Below are 13,054 nucleotides of genomic sequence, written 5' to 3'. Positions count from 1 at the left end.
GGCGGGCGGCCCCGGCCCGGTCTCAATCCGCCGCCGACAGGGGCATCGCTGCGGGGGTCAGCGTTCTGACCGCTCCGGCCGGCGCCTCCGCCTTGCGGAACCATTCCAGCGTCGCGCGCAACCCGTCGGCCAGGGGTGTTTTGGGGCCCCAGCCCAGCACCTCCCGCGCCCGGCTGATGTCCGGCTTGCGGCGGCGCGGGTCGTCCTGCGGCAGCGGGTGGTAGGTGACGGCCGAGCGGTGCCCGGTCAGCGCCAGGACATCCTCCACCAGCTTGTGCACCGTCTGCTCGTTGGGGTTGCCGAGGTTGACCGGGCCGGGCTGCGGCCCGTCATGCGCCATCAGCCGCACCAGCCCGTCCACCAGGTCATCGACATAGCAGAAGGAGCGGGTCTGGCTGCCGTCGCCGTAGATGGTGATGTCGGCGCCGGCCAGCGCCTGGGTGATGACGTTGGAGACGATGCGGCCGTCATCGGGCAGCATGCGCGGGCCATAGGTGTTGAAGATGCGCACCAGCCGCACCTCCGCCCGGCGGGCGCGGTCGAAGTCGAAGCACAGCGCCTCGGCAGCGCGCTTGCCCTCGTCGTAGCAGGCGCGGGGGCCGGTGCAGTTGACGTTGCCGGAATAGGTCTCGACCTGCGGGTGCACCTCCGGGTCGCCGTAGACCTCGCTGGTCGAGGCCTGCAGGAAGCGGGCGCCGTGCCGCTCGGCCAGGCGCAGCAGGTTCCGCGTGCCCAGCACGTTGGTCATCATGGTGTGCTCGGGGTCCGCCTGGTAGTGCGGCGGCGAGGCGGCGCAGGCCAGGTTGAACACGCGGTCCAGCCGGCGCGGCAGCGCCGAGGCCGGCAGCTCGTCGATGATGTCGGCCTCGATGAAGGTGAAGCGCGGCGAACGCCGGAGGTGGCGCAGATTGCCCCCCGAGCTGGTGAGCAGGTTGTCCACACAGAACACATGCGCGCCCTGGGCGATCAGCGCATCGCACAGATGCGAGCCGAGGAAGCCGGCCCCGCCGGCAACCAGGACATTCCGTGGCTTGGATGCACTCATGCGCTTTCTCTTTCATCGGCCTGGTGGCGGGTCGTCCTGTCTCGCCTCGCCCCGCGCAGCAGGGCCTCGAGCTGCGCGGCGCGGTGCTCCGCCGTATGGGCGGCGAGAATCCTGCGGCGCGCGGCCTCGGCCTGGCGGTCGCGCGCCGTGTCGTCAGGGTCGAGCAGGACCGGAAGGACATCCTCCGCGCCATCGGCGAGCAGGATCTCCGTGCCGGGGGAGAGCACGTCCTCGATGCCGCTCCAGCGGTCGGAGATCACCGGGCTGCCGCAGGCGGCGGCCTCGAACAGCCGCACGCTGGGGCTGAAGCCGGCCCGCACCATGTCGGCGCGGGTGACGTTCAGCGTGTAGCGGCTGGCACTGTAGAAGGCGGGGTGCGCGCTGGGCGGCACGTGTTCCAGCCGCTCCACATTGGCCGGCCAATCGATGCCGGCCGGGTATTGCGGCCCGGCCACGGCGAAGCGCAGATGCGGCGCGCGGCGGGCCGGCTCCAGCAGCAGCCGCTCCAGCACCGGCTGGCGGTCGGGGCTGTAGGTGCCGAGATAGCTGAGGTCCCAGCGCCGCGGCGTCTCCACCGGACGGTAGGCCGCCGCATCCACCGAGCAGTACAGCGCCCGCGCCATCGGCGAGCCGTAGCGCCGCATCAGCAGCTCCAGCGTCGGGCCGCCGGTGAAGGAGCAATACAGGTCGTAGCCGGTGATCAGCGCGGGCGAGAGGTATTCCTCGTCACCCTTCTCCAGCTTGGCCAGGGTGACGGGCGTGTCGATGTCGTAGAAGGCGCAGACGCCGTCCTTCATCCCCTGGGCCATCTCCTGCGCGATGCGGCCGACCGCGACGCCGTCCGGCACGTAGGAGCCGACCATCACCGCGTCGGCGGCCGCGATCTCGCCCTGCCAGCGGCGCAGATCGTCCAGCTCCTGGTAGAGTTCGAGGCGGCAGAAATCCGGCGCCGGCATGTCGCGGTGCGCGGCGTACCAGGGCTTGTCGCGCTCCAGGAACAGCACCGCGTGGCCGCGCTGCGCGAAGGCGCGCAGCAGGGCGCGGAAGGTGGTCGCGTGCCCGTTGCCCCAGGAGGAGGACAGGGTCAGCCCCAGCACCACCAGCCTCATGCGGCGTCCTTCCGCGCGAGCGCCGCGCGCAGCAGCGCATCGACCTCGGCGCCGCGGCGCGCATAGGTGTGGGATTCAAGGACACGGCGCCGCGCCGCCGCGCCGATGGCCTGGCTGCGCTCCGGCGTCAGGGCCGCGACATGGTCGGCGACATCCTGGCCGTCGCGCGCCACCAGCACCTCCTCGCCCTCCTTCAGGAACATGTCGAGCCCGACCCAGGCATCGGTGATGAGGCAGGCGCCGGCGCCGGTGGCCTCGAAGACGCGGGTGGCGGGCGACCAGCCGGTCTGCGCCATGCTGTCGCGGGCGATGTTCAGCACCGCCAGGGGCGAGGTGTTGAAGGCGTTGTGCTCGCGCGTGTAGACATGGCCGAGATGGCGCACATTGCCGCTCATCGGCTTGCTCTCCCAGCCATTGCCGCCGATCAGGAAGGCGCGCTCCGGCAACAGCGCGGCGGGGCGCAGGAAGAACTCCTCCACCCGCGCCTCGCGGTCCGGCAGGCGATTGCCGAGGAAGGAGAGGTCCGCCCTGAAGCGCGGCTCGGCTGGCACCGGGTGGTGCGTGGCGGGATCGACGGCGTTGTAGACTGGCACGCAACGCCGCGCGCCGAGCCCCTCATAGGCCGCGACCACCGGCGGGCCGCCGCCATAGGTCAGCACGAAATCCAGCTTCGGCAGGGTGCGGCGCAGCGGGTGGTCCGGCTGCGGCGTGATCTCGGCCAGGGTCGCCGGCGCGTCCACGTCCCAGAAGATGCGGATGGCGCCGGGGCGGGCGGCTTCCATGACGCCCTCGATCAGCTCGTTGTCGAACACGCCGACGCCGCTGGCCTTGACCACCACATCGGCCTGCCGCGCCTCGGCCACCACGCCGCGCAGCGCCTCCTCCGTCGCCGGATAGACCACAACGCGCGCCCAGTTCGGCGGCTCGATGTCGCGGTGCTGCTGTCGGTCGAAGGCGTCGGGCTCGTAGAAGGTGATGTCGTGGCCATGGCGGGACAGCTCGTGCAGCATGCCGCGGTAGTAGGTGGCCGCGCCGTTCCAGTAGGAGGACAGCAGGCTGGAGCCGTAGAAGGCGATCCTCATGCGGCGTTTCCCATCATCTTGGGCCCCCTCGTCTCGGGTGAGGTCATCAATGTGTCGGCGATGGCCAGCAGTTCGCGCATGCGGTGCTCGCAGCCATGCCGGGCGCGCACGGTCTCGAGCCCGTGCGCCACGAGGGATTCGCGCAGCGCCGCATCCTCCCGGATCGCCACCATGTGGCGCCGCATCTCCGCGCCGTCGCGGGCGACGAGGTAGTCCGTGCCGGGGCGGAACAGCGTCTCGCTGTCCTCCCAGGGGGCGCTCAGCAGCGGGATGCCGCAGGCCAACGCCTCGAAGACACGGATGGTCGGGATGCCGGGGAGCAGCCGCGTGTAGTAGCGGCGCGGCACATGCACGGTGGCGAGGTGGCGCGCGAACACCTCCGGCGCGCGGGCATTCGGCACCCAGCCACGGTAGCGGGCGCCATGTTCCGCGAGCTTCGCCCGCGCCTCCTCCGGGTAGCGCACGCCGTGGATGTCGAGCGGCAGGCGCGCCTCGCGCGCCGGGCGCAGCAGGAAGTCCTCGATCTCGGCGCTGCGCTCGCCATCGCCCCAGTTGCCGATCCACACCAGGTCCTCGCGCCGCTCCTCGGCGGCGGGTGGATGGAAGTGGCGCAAATCGGCCGCCTCGTGCCAGACCCAGACGCGGTCGCCCCAGCCCCAGCGGCGATAGACGGCCGCCAGCGTCTCGCCGAAGGCCAGCACGCCGTCATAGCCGGAGAGGTCGAAGGCGCGGATCGCCTCCGGGTCGCTGACCGCGCGGTGATGCGTGTCGTGGAACAGCAGGCGGAAGCGGCCGCCCCGCGCGCGTAGCCGGCCGATGCGCGCCACCACCGCCGGATCGTTCCATTCATGGACGATGACCAGACCGGCCTCGCCCAGCGCGTCCTCGATCTCCGCCGCGTCGTCGTAGCTCTGCGAGGCGAGCTCCGGATAGGCGGCGCGGAATGCGTCGAGCCCCGCCTCGCCGGCATCGCGGCGCAGGTTCTCCAGGCTCCAATTGCCCTTCGGCTCGAAGACGGAGACCTCGTGGCCATGCAGCACCAGTTCGCGCAGCACGCCGCGCAGGAAATGCGCGTTGCCATGGTTCCAGCAGGACAGCAGGGAGTGGGTCAGATAGGCGATCTTCATGCCGGCGCCTCCATGGCCTGGGATGCGGGGACGAGCGCGCAGTAGAGGCCCAGCGTCGCCGCGACCATGGCCTCCGCGGTGTAGCGGGCGGCGCGCAGCCGCGCGGCCTGGCCCCGCGCGCGGCGCAGCCGGGGCGAGGCGGCGAGACGCCGCAACGCCGCCGCGAAGCCCGCCGCGTCGCCGGGCGGCACATAGTCGGCGGCGCCGCCCCAGATCTCGCGGAAGGTCGGGATGTCGGAGAGCACCAGCGGGCAGCCCGCCTGGGCCGCTTCCAGCACCGCCAGGCCGAAGGGCTCGTAGCGCGCCGCCGAGGCGAAGAGAGGGCGCTGCGCCAGGATGCCCTGCATCGCCGCGCGGTCGAGGCTGCCCCGGCCTTGCAGGTGGCGCAGCGCGACACGGGCACCGCCCGGCCCTGCCACCGGCCCGGCCGCGAGGAAGGGGAAGGGGAGCTCCGCCGCCGCCGCATCCAGCGTGGCGACGTCCTTGCCCTCGTCCCACAGCCGCCCTGCGGTGAAGGCGAAGGGCAGGGCGGCGGGGGCGTGCGGCACCGCCCACGGAGGAATGCCGTTATGGACCAGCCGCGGCCGCTCCGGCAGGCCGTAGAGCGCCTGGGTCGCCGTGGCGAAGGCCGCGCTGGGGGCCGCCAGGAGGTCCGCCGCGTGGTAGCCCTGCGCCAGCAGGTCGCGGTGCCAGGCGTAGGCGGCCGGCAGCGGGCCGGGCTTCACCGCCGCCCACCAGCTCGCCAGGCAGGAATGGCAGAAGGCCAGCACCGGCACGGGGAAGCGGTTGCCGGCCGCGAGGGCTGGGCTGTTGAGGTGCAGCAGGCCCGCGCCGCTCTCCCGCACCAGCGCCGCGAGCCGCCGCCCGCTCTCCTGCACCGCCGCGGCGTCGGGCGCCATCCAGTCGAGCGGCAGCCCGGTCTCGAGCAGGCGCAGCCCGGGGAGGGCCGCCGCTTCCAGCCGCTGCGCGGCGCCGGGCGCGGGGCCCAGCACCGCCAGCGTCACCTGCATCCGGCGCGCCAGCAGGCCGCGGCACAGGGCCATGGCGTAGGACCAAACCCCGCCCACGGCATCCGCGGTCACCAGGATGTGGAGGGGCCGGGCAGCCAGCCTCACGGCGCGGCGCCCACCACGTCCAGCGCCGTGCTGCCCTGCCGGCTGTCCAGCCAGCGCGCCAGGGCGGCGATGCCGCGCTGCCAGGGCGTCGGCTCGCCCAGCGCCAGCTGCTCCCGCACCCGCCGCGTGTCGGACACGTAGTAGCGCTGGTCGCCGGCGCGCCAGTCGCCATAGACGGTCTCCACCGGATGGCCGATCTCCGCCTCGATGGCGGCGATCACCTGCCGCAGGCTGACCGCGTTGCCCGGCCCGCCGCCCAGGTTGAAGGCCTGGCCCTGCACCTGTCCGATCCGCCGCCAGGCGGCGATGTAGGCATCCACCGCATCCTGCACCTGCAGCAGGTCGCGCACCTGGCAGCCATCGCCGAAGATGGTGATCGGCTCCCGCCGCAGGGCGCGGATCAGGAAATGCGCCACCCAGCCCTGGTCCTCCGTGCCCATCTGCCGCTCGCCATAGATGCAGCTCATGCGCAGCACGGCGGTGGGCAGGCCGAAGGAGCGGGCATAGTCCAGCACATACTGCTCCGCCGCGCCCTTCGAGCAGCCATAGGGCGTGTGGAAGTCGAGCGGGCGCTGCTCGCCGATGCCGGTGGCGCGGATCGCCGGATCGGCCGGCACATACGCGTCGCCGATCCGTTCCAGCGCGATGTCGGGCAGGTTGCCGTACACCTTGTTGGTGCTGGCGAAGACCAGCGGCACCGCCTCGCCGCGCCGGCGCAGCGCCTCCAGCAGGGTGAAGGTGCCGCGCAGGTTGACGTCGAAATCCTCGCGCGGGTCGGCGAGGCTGGTGGTCACCGCCACCTGCGCGGCGAGGTGGAACACCGCCTGCGCGTCCTGCGCCGCCGCCTGCACGGCGGCGTCGTCGCGCAGGTCGGCGATCACCGGGATCATCCGCGCGCCATGCTGCTGCCGCAGCCATTCCAGGTTGGCCGCGACGCCGGGCCGGGCCAGCGCATCGAACACCAGCACCTCATGCCCGTCGCGCAGCAGGCGGTCGGCCAGGTTGGAGCCGATGAAGCCGGCGCCGCCGGTGACCAGCACCGGCTTCCTCCGCTCCCCTGGCCGCAGCGCCGGCGCGGCGAGCGGACCCGGCCCGCTCACGCCACCAGCCCCCGGGTCTCGAGCTCGCTGCGGGCCTGCTGCACCCGGTCCTCCGCCTGCTGCCGCGCCACCCACTCGGCGAGTTCCGCGAGATCGGCCTGGAAGTCGCGCTCCACGCCGAACCCCAGCTCCCTCTGGATCTTGCCGATGTCGGCGATGTTGTGGCGGATGTCGCCGCTGCGCGTCTTGCCGGTGATCTCGGGCGCCAGATGCGGCTTGCCCATCGCCGCCGCCAGCGCCTGCGCCACCTCCGTCACGGTGCGGTCATGCCCGCTCGCGACGTTGTAGACCTGGTTGGCGGCTTCCGGCCGCTCCAGCGCCAGGTGGAAGGCGCGCGCCACATCCTCGACATGCACGAAGTCGCGCCGCTGCAGGCCATCCTCGAAGATCACCGGCGGCTGGCCGTTGTGCAGGCGGGAGGCGAAGATCGCCAGCACGCCGGTATAGGGGTTGGAGAGCGCCTGGCCCGGGCCGTAGGCGTTCCATAGCCGCAGCGCCACGCCTTCCATGCCGTAGGCCGGCGCCAGCGTCAGGGTCAGGCATTCCTGCGTGTGCTTGGAGATGGCGTAGACCGAAGCCAGCGCCGGGCGCTTGCTTTCCGGCGTCGGCACCGGCCGCAGCGGGCGGCCCTGCGCGTCCAGAGGGTCCCAGGGGGCGTCGGGGCCGCGGCGCGGCGTGCGCCGCACATCCTCGTGCAGCACGCCGTCGGCGTCCTCATACAGCCCCTCGCCATAGATGCTCATGGAGGAGGCGACCACCACGCGCTTCACCGGCGCGTCGATCAACTGCTGGAACAGCACCGCGGTGCCGAAATCGTTCACCGAGACGTAGCGGTCCACCGCGTACATGCTCTGGCCGACGCCGACCTCGGCCGCGAGATGCACCACGCGGTCCGCGCCGCGCAGGGCCCGCCGCACCGCGTCCGGATCGCGCACGTCGCCATGCTGGAACTCGGCGTCCGGCTCCAGCAGGTCGGGCCGGCTGCGCTCGCCGTGCACCTGCTCGATCAGGCTGTCCAGCACCCGCACGTGATAGCCCTGGCGGAGCAGGCGGCGCGCCAGATGGCAGCCGATGAAACCACCTCCGCCGGTGATCAGAACAGTCTCTTGCACTCTGGCAATCCCCCTGCGTCGAGGCCACGAAGCGTTCCGCGCATCCGCAGGAACAAAGAAGATGATGTAGAAGCTGAACCGCCCCGCTACGGCCAGGTTCCCGATTCCGTCGCCGCCATGATGAGGCTTGGAATGCCCTGACTGGAGGCCCAAACCCTTCTATCCACAAGGGTTGCAGCGCGCCTCCGTCCTGCGCCGCAGGATCACAAAGATGTCATGCAGCCGAAGGAACAAAGAAGCTGGTGCGGAGTTGTGGCCACCATGCGCTGTGACGTTCTAGCCTGAGCGGCGTGGCCGGACGCCTGCCCGGAGCATCTCCGGAAGCGGGCGGCATCGTTGAAGCAAGGAGGATTCGTGTCGGCATCCAGGTCTCTTCGTGTCGGCATCGTCGGTGTCGGCAACTGCGCCTCCTCTTTCGTGCAGGGGCTCTCCTACTACCGCGACGCCGATGTGAACGAGCCGATCCCCGGGCTGATGCATGCCGATCTGGGCGGCTACCATGTGCGCGACGTGGAGGTGAGCTGCGCCTTCGACGTCAACGCCGCCAAGGTGGGCCGCGATGTCGCCGATGCGGTGCTGGCCGCCCCCAACAACACGCGCCTCTTTTCCAGGCCCGCCCCCACCGGGGTGAAGGTGGAGCGCGGCCCGACCCTGGATGGCCTCGGCCGCTACGTGCGCGGCTCCTTCGAGGAATCGCAGGCGCCGGCCGCCGATGTCGCCGACATCATCCGCCGCAGCGGCACGCAAGTTCTCGTGTCCTACCTGCCGGTCGGCTCGCAGCAGGCGAGCGAATGGTATGCGGAGCGGGCGCTGGAGGCGGGCTGCGCCTTCGTCAACTGCATCCCCGTCTTCATCGCCTCGGATGCGCGCTGGCAGAAGCGCTTCGAGGAGCGCGGCCTGCCGATCATCGGCGACGACATCAAGAGCCAGGTCGGCGCCACCATCGTGCACCGCGTGCTCGCCAACCTGTTCCGCGAGCGCGGCGTGCGGCTCGACCGCACCTACCAGTTGAATTTCGGCGGCAATTCCGACTTCCAGAACATGCTGGAGCGGGAGCGGCTGGAATCGAAGAAGATCTCCAAGACCCAGGCCGTCACCAGCCAGTTCGACGTGCCGCTGCCGGCCAACGACGTGCATGTCGGCCCCAGCGACTACGTGCCATGGCTGGAGGACCGCAAATGGGCGCATATCCGGCTCGAGGGCACCGCCTTCGGCGGCGTGCCGCTGAGCCTGGAGTTGAAGCTGGAGGTGTGGGATTCGCCCAACTCCGCCGGCATCGTGATCGACGCGGTGCGTTGCGCGCGTATCGCGCTGGACCGCGGCCTGTCCGGCGCGCTGACGGCGCCCTCAAGCTACTTCATGAAGTCGCCGCCCAAGCAGTACACCGACCATGAGGCGCGCGAGCGCACGCTGCGCTTCATCCAGGGGCTGGACTGACCGCGCGGCATGGCGCTGACGCTGTTCCTGCTGCGCCACGCCGCGCATGACCGCGTCGCGGACACGCTGTGCGGGCGCATGCCGGGGGTCGCGCTGGGCGCCACCGGGCGGGCGCAGGCCGCGGCCCTGGCGGCGCGGCTGCGCGGCGAGGCGATCGTGGCGCTGCACACCAGCCCCGTCCAGCGCTGCCGCGAGACCGCAGCACCGGTCGGCGCGGCGCTGGGCCTGTGCCCGCAGGCCGAGGAGGCGCTGGCCGAGATCGATTTCGGCGACTGGACGGGCCGCCGCTTCGGCGCGTTGCAGGACGACCCGCGCTGGCATCACTGGAACAGCGCGCGCGACGCGGCGGCGGCGCCGGGCGGCGAGTCCATGCAGGCGGTGCAGCGCCGCATGCTGGGCTGGATCGGCGCCGCGCGGCAGCGCCACCCGGAGGGCCGCATCGCCCTCGTCAGCCATGGCGACGTCATCAAGGCGGCGCTGTGCCATTTCCTCGGGCTGCCGTTGCAGGGCTATGAGCGCTTCGACATCGCGCCCGCCTCGGTCAGCACGCTGGCTGTCTGGGAGGGTGGCGGCAAGGTGCTGGGCCTGAACGAGCAGCCCTTTTCCCGAATGGAGGCGGCATGACCCCTGACAGGATCCGCGAAGAGGCCGCGAAGCTCGGCCCCTGGTTCCACAATCTCACCCTGCACGGCGTGCAGACCGCGCCGGAGCATGCCCTCGGCGACTATCCCGCATCCGTCTGGCAGTATTTCGGCCACGCCCTGCCGCAGGATCTCAGCGGCAAGTCGGTGCTCGACATCGGCTGCAACGCCGGCTTCTTCTCCATCGAGATGAAGCGGCGCGGCGCCGCGCGCGTGCTCGGCGTCGATTCCGATCCGCGCTACCTGGACCAGGCGCGCTTCGCGGCCCGCGTGCTCGGCCTCGACATCGAATACCGCGAGTTGTCGGTCTACGATGTCGGCGCGCTGGGCGAGCGTTTCGACGTGGTGCTGTTCATGGGCGTGCTCTACCACCTGCGGCACCCGCTGCTGGCGCTGGACCTGCTGCGCGAGCACGTGGTGGGCGACCTGCTGGTGTTCCAGAGCATGCAGCGCGGCCCGCGCGAGGTGGAGCCGGCGCAGGAGGACTATCCCTTCGCGGCGGAGGAGCAGTTCGCCCGCCCCGGCTGGCCCAGGCTGCACTTCATCGAGCACCGCTATGCCGGCGATGTCACCAACTGGTGGATCCCCAACCGCGCCGGCGCCGAGGCCATGCTGCGCAACGCCGGGTTCGAGATCCTGCAGAATCCGGACCGTGAGATCTATCTCTGTCGGCCCGCCGCGCTGCCCTACGGCTCGGCCGCCGTCTACCCCGCAAGAGGCGTGCGCTGATGCTTGAATCCGTGATGATCTGGAACGAGCCCAACAACAAGTCCCACTGGGACCCGGAGCTCGACCCGGATTGGGTGATGTTCGCCGAGACGGCGCGGCTCGCCGGCCAGGCCATCCGCGCCGAGCATTCCTTGCTGCCGCGCGTGCTGGGCGGCATGTCGCCGATCGACCCGGTGTTCATCATGAAGATGCAGCAGCGCGGCGTGCTGGACGAGGTGGAGGCGGTCGCGGTGCACGGCTTCCCGCTCGACTGGAACAACTGGCTGATCCATGAGTGGCCGGCGAAGCTGAAGGAGATCCAGGCGGTCACGCACCTGCCCGTGTGGGTGTCGGAGGTCGGCGTCTCCACCTTCGGCGCGGAGGAGGTGCAGCTCTGGGGCCTGCAGCGCACGGCGGAGCTGCTGATCGGGCAGGCGCCGCGCATCCACTGGTACAGCCTGTACGACCTGCCGACCCATTGGGAGGCCACCACGCGCCACCGCGAGGCCGAGGGCTCCTCCTACTACCGGCACTTCCACATGGGCCTGCTGCGCGAGGACGGCACGCCGAAGCTGGCGATGGAGGAGTTCGAGAAGCACACGCCGCATCTCGGCATCTGCCAGTGGTTCCACTACCAGGATCACCGGCTGGACGATGCGGTCACCTGGCTGAAGCGCCTGGGCGTGACGCATCTGCGCACCGGACTGTCCTGGGCCGACAGCTTCCGCCCCGACGCGCTGGCCTGGTTCGACCAGCAGATGGAGGCGCTGCGCGACTTCCAGGTGACTGCCACCTTCTGCTTCACGCCGGAGCATCGCGGCATCGCGCCGCACCACACCAGCCCGCCGCAGGTGAAGGAGGAGTTCGCCGAGTTCTGCGCCAGCATGGTGCGGCGCTACGCCGGCTGAGCGCCGGCCCGGGGCCGGGGGCTGGCTGCCCCCCGGCCTTCCTCCCCTACCGCCCGTAGATGCCGTCCAGCACCCGCGCAACGTCGGTGATCCGCTCCACCGCCGGATCGTAGCGCTCCCCCGCAGCCAGGCGGCGCGCCCAGTCCGCCGCGGCGCGGCCGCCCCATGCGTCGGGCGGCGCGGCCAGCACCTCGCGCGCCGTGCCGCGGTAGCGCTCGGCGGTGAAGTCGTAGAAGGAGCCATTGACGTTGCGCAGCGCCGCGCCGCCCTCGGTGCCGTAGAAGGCCGCCGAGATCATCGCGTCGCAGCCGGCCTGCAGCCGCCAGGAGCAGGCCAGGCGCAGCGCCGTGCCGTCCCGCAGGTCGATCTGCGCCGTGGCGTAGTCCTCGACCCGGCCGGGCCGCGCGCCGAGCCGCTCGCCGCCCGCGAACAGCGTGCCCGACACCGCCCCGACCGCCGGGAAGCCCAGCGTCCACAACGCCAGATCCACCAGATGCACGCCCAGGTCCATGACGCAGCCGCCGCCCGACTGGGCGGGGTCGTAGAACCAGGGCTTGTCCGGGCCATAGGCGTTGTGGAACACCAGATCGACGGCGTGGATGCGGCCGAGCCCGCCGGATTGCACCAGTTCGCGGATGCGCCGCATCCCCTCGGTGAAGCGGTAGGACAGGTCCACCGCCAGCAGCCGGTCGGCGGCCCTGGCGGCGTCCACCACCGCCTGCACCTCGGGCGCGGTGCGGCCGAGCGGCTTCTGGCAGAACACCGCCACGCCGCGCCGCAGGGCCTGGGCCGATTGCTCGGCGTGCAGGGCGCTGGGGGTGGCGATCACCAGCCCGTCGAGCTCCTGCGCCAGGAGTTCCTCCAGCCCGCCGGCGCGGCGGGCGCCGGGGGCCAGCCGCGTGGCCTCCTCCAGCATGGCGGGGCTGGGGTCGGCGATGGCGGCGATCTCGGCCAGGCCGGTCTCCGCGATGGCCTGCATGCGGTGCCGGCCGATCCAGCCGATGCCGAGGAAGCCGATGCGCGGGCGGCTCATGGCGCCGTTCCCTCCGGCATGGTCACCACGGCCTTGAGGAAGCCGTCCGGCCTGTCCCGCGTGGCGTCCAGCGCCTCGGCCAGGCGGTCGAGCGGGAAGCGGTGGGTGTAGAGCGGCGCCGGGTCCAGCCGGCCCGATGCCACCGCCTCCAGCGCCTCCCGCATGCCCGCCATGTAGATCTCGGGGTCCCGCTCATGCGCGTTGATCACGTCGATGCCGCGCCAGTTCCACAGCCACATGTTGACCTGCCGCGGCCCGTCCTGGTGGTAGCCGGCGACGACCAGCCGGCCGCGCTCGGCCGTCAGCTCGCCGGCCAGGTCCAGCGGCCACTGCTTGCCGACGGCCTCGATCACCCGCTCGCAGAAGCGGCCCTCCGTCAGCGCCTTCACCTGCGCGATGATGCCGTGGTGGTCCTCCAGCGGGATGGTCTCGGCCGCGCCCATGCGCCGCGCCAGGTCCAGCGAGGAGGCGCGGCGCGAGATGGCGATGACCCGTGCCCCCGCCTGCGTCGCCAGCCGTGTCAGGATGGCGCCCAGGAAGCCGATGCCGATGATGGCGACGGTCTGCCCCGCCTCGATGCCGGCGCGGCGGAAGATGTTCATGGCGCAGCCCAGCGGCTCGCCGAGGAAGGGCTGGC

General features: G+C 71.8%; 13 protein-coding genes. 4 read left to right on the top strand and 9 right to left on the bottom strand.

Annotated elements, in window-relative coordinates:
* Positions 1-22: 22 nt before the first annotated feature.
* From ACZJYS_RS07970 to ACZJYS_RS07940, 7 genes are read right to left on the bottom strand one after another with little or no spacing between them, the layout of a single operon-like run.
* Entirely contained in the window at positions 23-1,045 is a 1,023-nt protein-coding gene (locus ACZJYS_RS07970; protein ID WP_379632514.1) for a UDP-glucuronic acid decarboxylase family protein, read from the bottom strand.
* Entirely contained in the window at positions 1,042-2,154 is a 1,113-nt protein-coding gene (locus ACZJYS_RS07965; RefSeq protein WP_493177025.1) for a CgeB family protein, read from the bottom strand. Before ACZJYS_RS07965 ends, ACZJYS_RS07970 begins: the two co-directional genes overlap by 4 nt.
* On the bottom strand, positions 2,151-3,236 hold the full coding sequence (locus tag ACZJYS_RS07960) for a CgeB family protein (RefSeq protein ID WP_493177024.1): 1,086 nt from the start codon (positions 3,234-3,236) through the stop codon (positions 2,151-2,153). Before ACZJYS_RS07960 ends, ACZJYS_RS07965 begins: the two co-directional genes overlap by 4 nt.
* Positions 3,233-4,363 carry a CgeB family protein gene (locus tag ACZJYS_RS07955; RefSeq protein ID WP_493177023.1) on the bottom strand — a complete coding sequence of 377 codons (1,131 nt, stop codon included), beginning with the start codon at positions 4,361-4,363 and terminating at the stop codon, positions 3,233-3,235. Before ACZJYS_RS07955 ends, ACZJYS_RS07960 begins: the two co-directional genes overlap by 4 nt.
* Positions 4,360-5,478, bottom strand: a complete 1,119-nt coding sequence (locus ACZJYS_RS07950) for a glycosyltransferase family 4 protein (RefSeq protein ID WP_493177022.1) — start codon at positions 5,476-5,478, stop codon at positions 4,360-4,362. The genes ACZJYS_RS07955 and ACZJYS_RS07950 overlap by 4 nt, the downstream gene beginning before the upstream one ends.
* Positions 5,475-6,578, bottom strand: coding sequence for an SDR family NAD(P)-dependent oxidoreductase (locus ACZJYS_RS07945; protein WP_493177020.1), 1,104 nt, complete (start codon positions 6,576-6,578; stop codon positions 5,475-5,477). Before ACZJYS_RS07945 ends, ACZJYS_RS07950 begins: the two co-directional genes overlap by 4 nt.
* Positions 6,575-7,690: an NAD-dependent epimerase/dehydratase family protein gene (locus ACZJYS_RS07940; protein WP_493177018.1), complete on the bottom strand. Its 1,116-nt coding sequence runs from the start codon at positions 7,688-7,690 to the stop codon at positions 6,575-6,577. The genes ACZJYS_RS07945 and ACZJYS_RS07940 overlap by 4 nt, the downstream gene beginning before the upstream one ends.
* 354 nt (positions 7,691-8,044) lie before the next feature.
* Here ACZJYS_RS07940 and ACZJYS_RS07935 point away from each other — a divergent pair, with 354 nt between their 5' ends.
* The 4 genes from ACZJYS_RS07935 to ACZJYS_RS07920 are packed head-to-tail and all read left to right on the top strand — an operon-like array spanning position 8,045 to position 11,384.
* Positions 8,045-9,127, top strand: a complete 1,083-nt coding sequence (locus tag ACZJYS_RS07935) for an inositol-3-phosphate synthase (protein ID WP_493177016.1) — start codon at positions 8,045-8,047, stop codon at positions 9,125-9,127.
* Between the two features lie 9 nt (positions 9,128-9,136).
* Positions 9,137-9,751, top strand: a complete 615-nt coding sequence (locus ACZJYS_RS07930; RefSeq protein ID WP_493177014.1) for a histidine phosphatase family protein — start codon at positions 9,137-9,139, stop codon at positions 9,749-9,751.
* Positions 9,748-10,497 carry a TIGR04290 family methyltransferase gene (locus tag ACZJYS_RS07925; protein WP_379632526.1) on the top strand — a complete coding sequence of 250 codons (750 nt, stop codon included), beginning with the start codon at positions 9,748-9,750 and terminating at the stop codon, positions 10,495-10,497. The genes ACZJYS_RS07930 and ACZJYS_RS07925 overlap by 4 nt, the downstream gene beginning before the upstream one ends.
* On the top strand, positions 10,497-11,384 hold the full coding sequence (locus tag ACZJYS_RS07920) for a beta-xylosidase (RefSeq protein ID WP_493177012.1): 888 nt from the start codon (positions 10,497-10,499) through the stop codon (positions 11,382-11,384). Before ACZJYS_RS07925 ends, ACZJYS_RS07920 begins: the two co-directional genes overlap by 1 nt.
* Before the next feature lie 46 nt (positions 11,385-11,430).
* Here the strand turns inward: ACZJYS_RS07920 and ACZJYS_RS07915 are convergent, their stop codons facing one another.
* The gene (locus ACZJYS_RS07915; RefSeq protein WP_493177011.1) at positions 11,431-12,417 is read right to left on the bottom strand and encodes a Gfo/Idh/MocA family protein; all 987 of its coding nucleotides are present in this window, start codon (positions 12,415-12,417) and stop codon (positions 11,431-11,433) included.
* The coding region (locus ACZJYS_RS07910; RefSeq protein ID WP_493177009.1) for a zinc-binding dehydrogenase at positions 12,414-13,054 on the bottom strand (641 nt) is incomplete at its 5' end. The genes ACZJYS_RS07915 and ACZJYS_RS07910, both read right to left, overlap by 4 nt.

The organism is Roseomonas sp. TS2 (genome assembly GCF_058833935.1).
The sequence above is the reverse complement of the archived record's forward strand: the minus strand, read 5'-3'. Positions and strand labels throughout refer to the sequence as shown.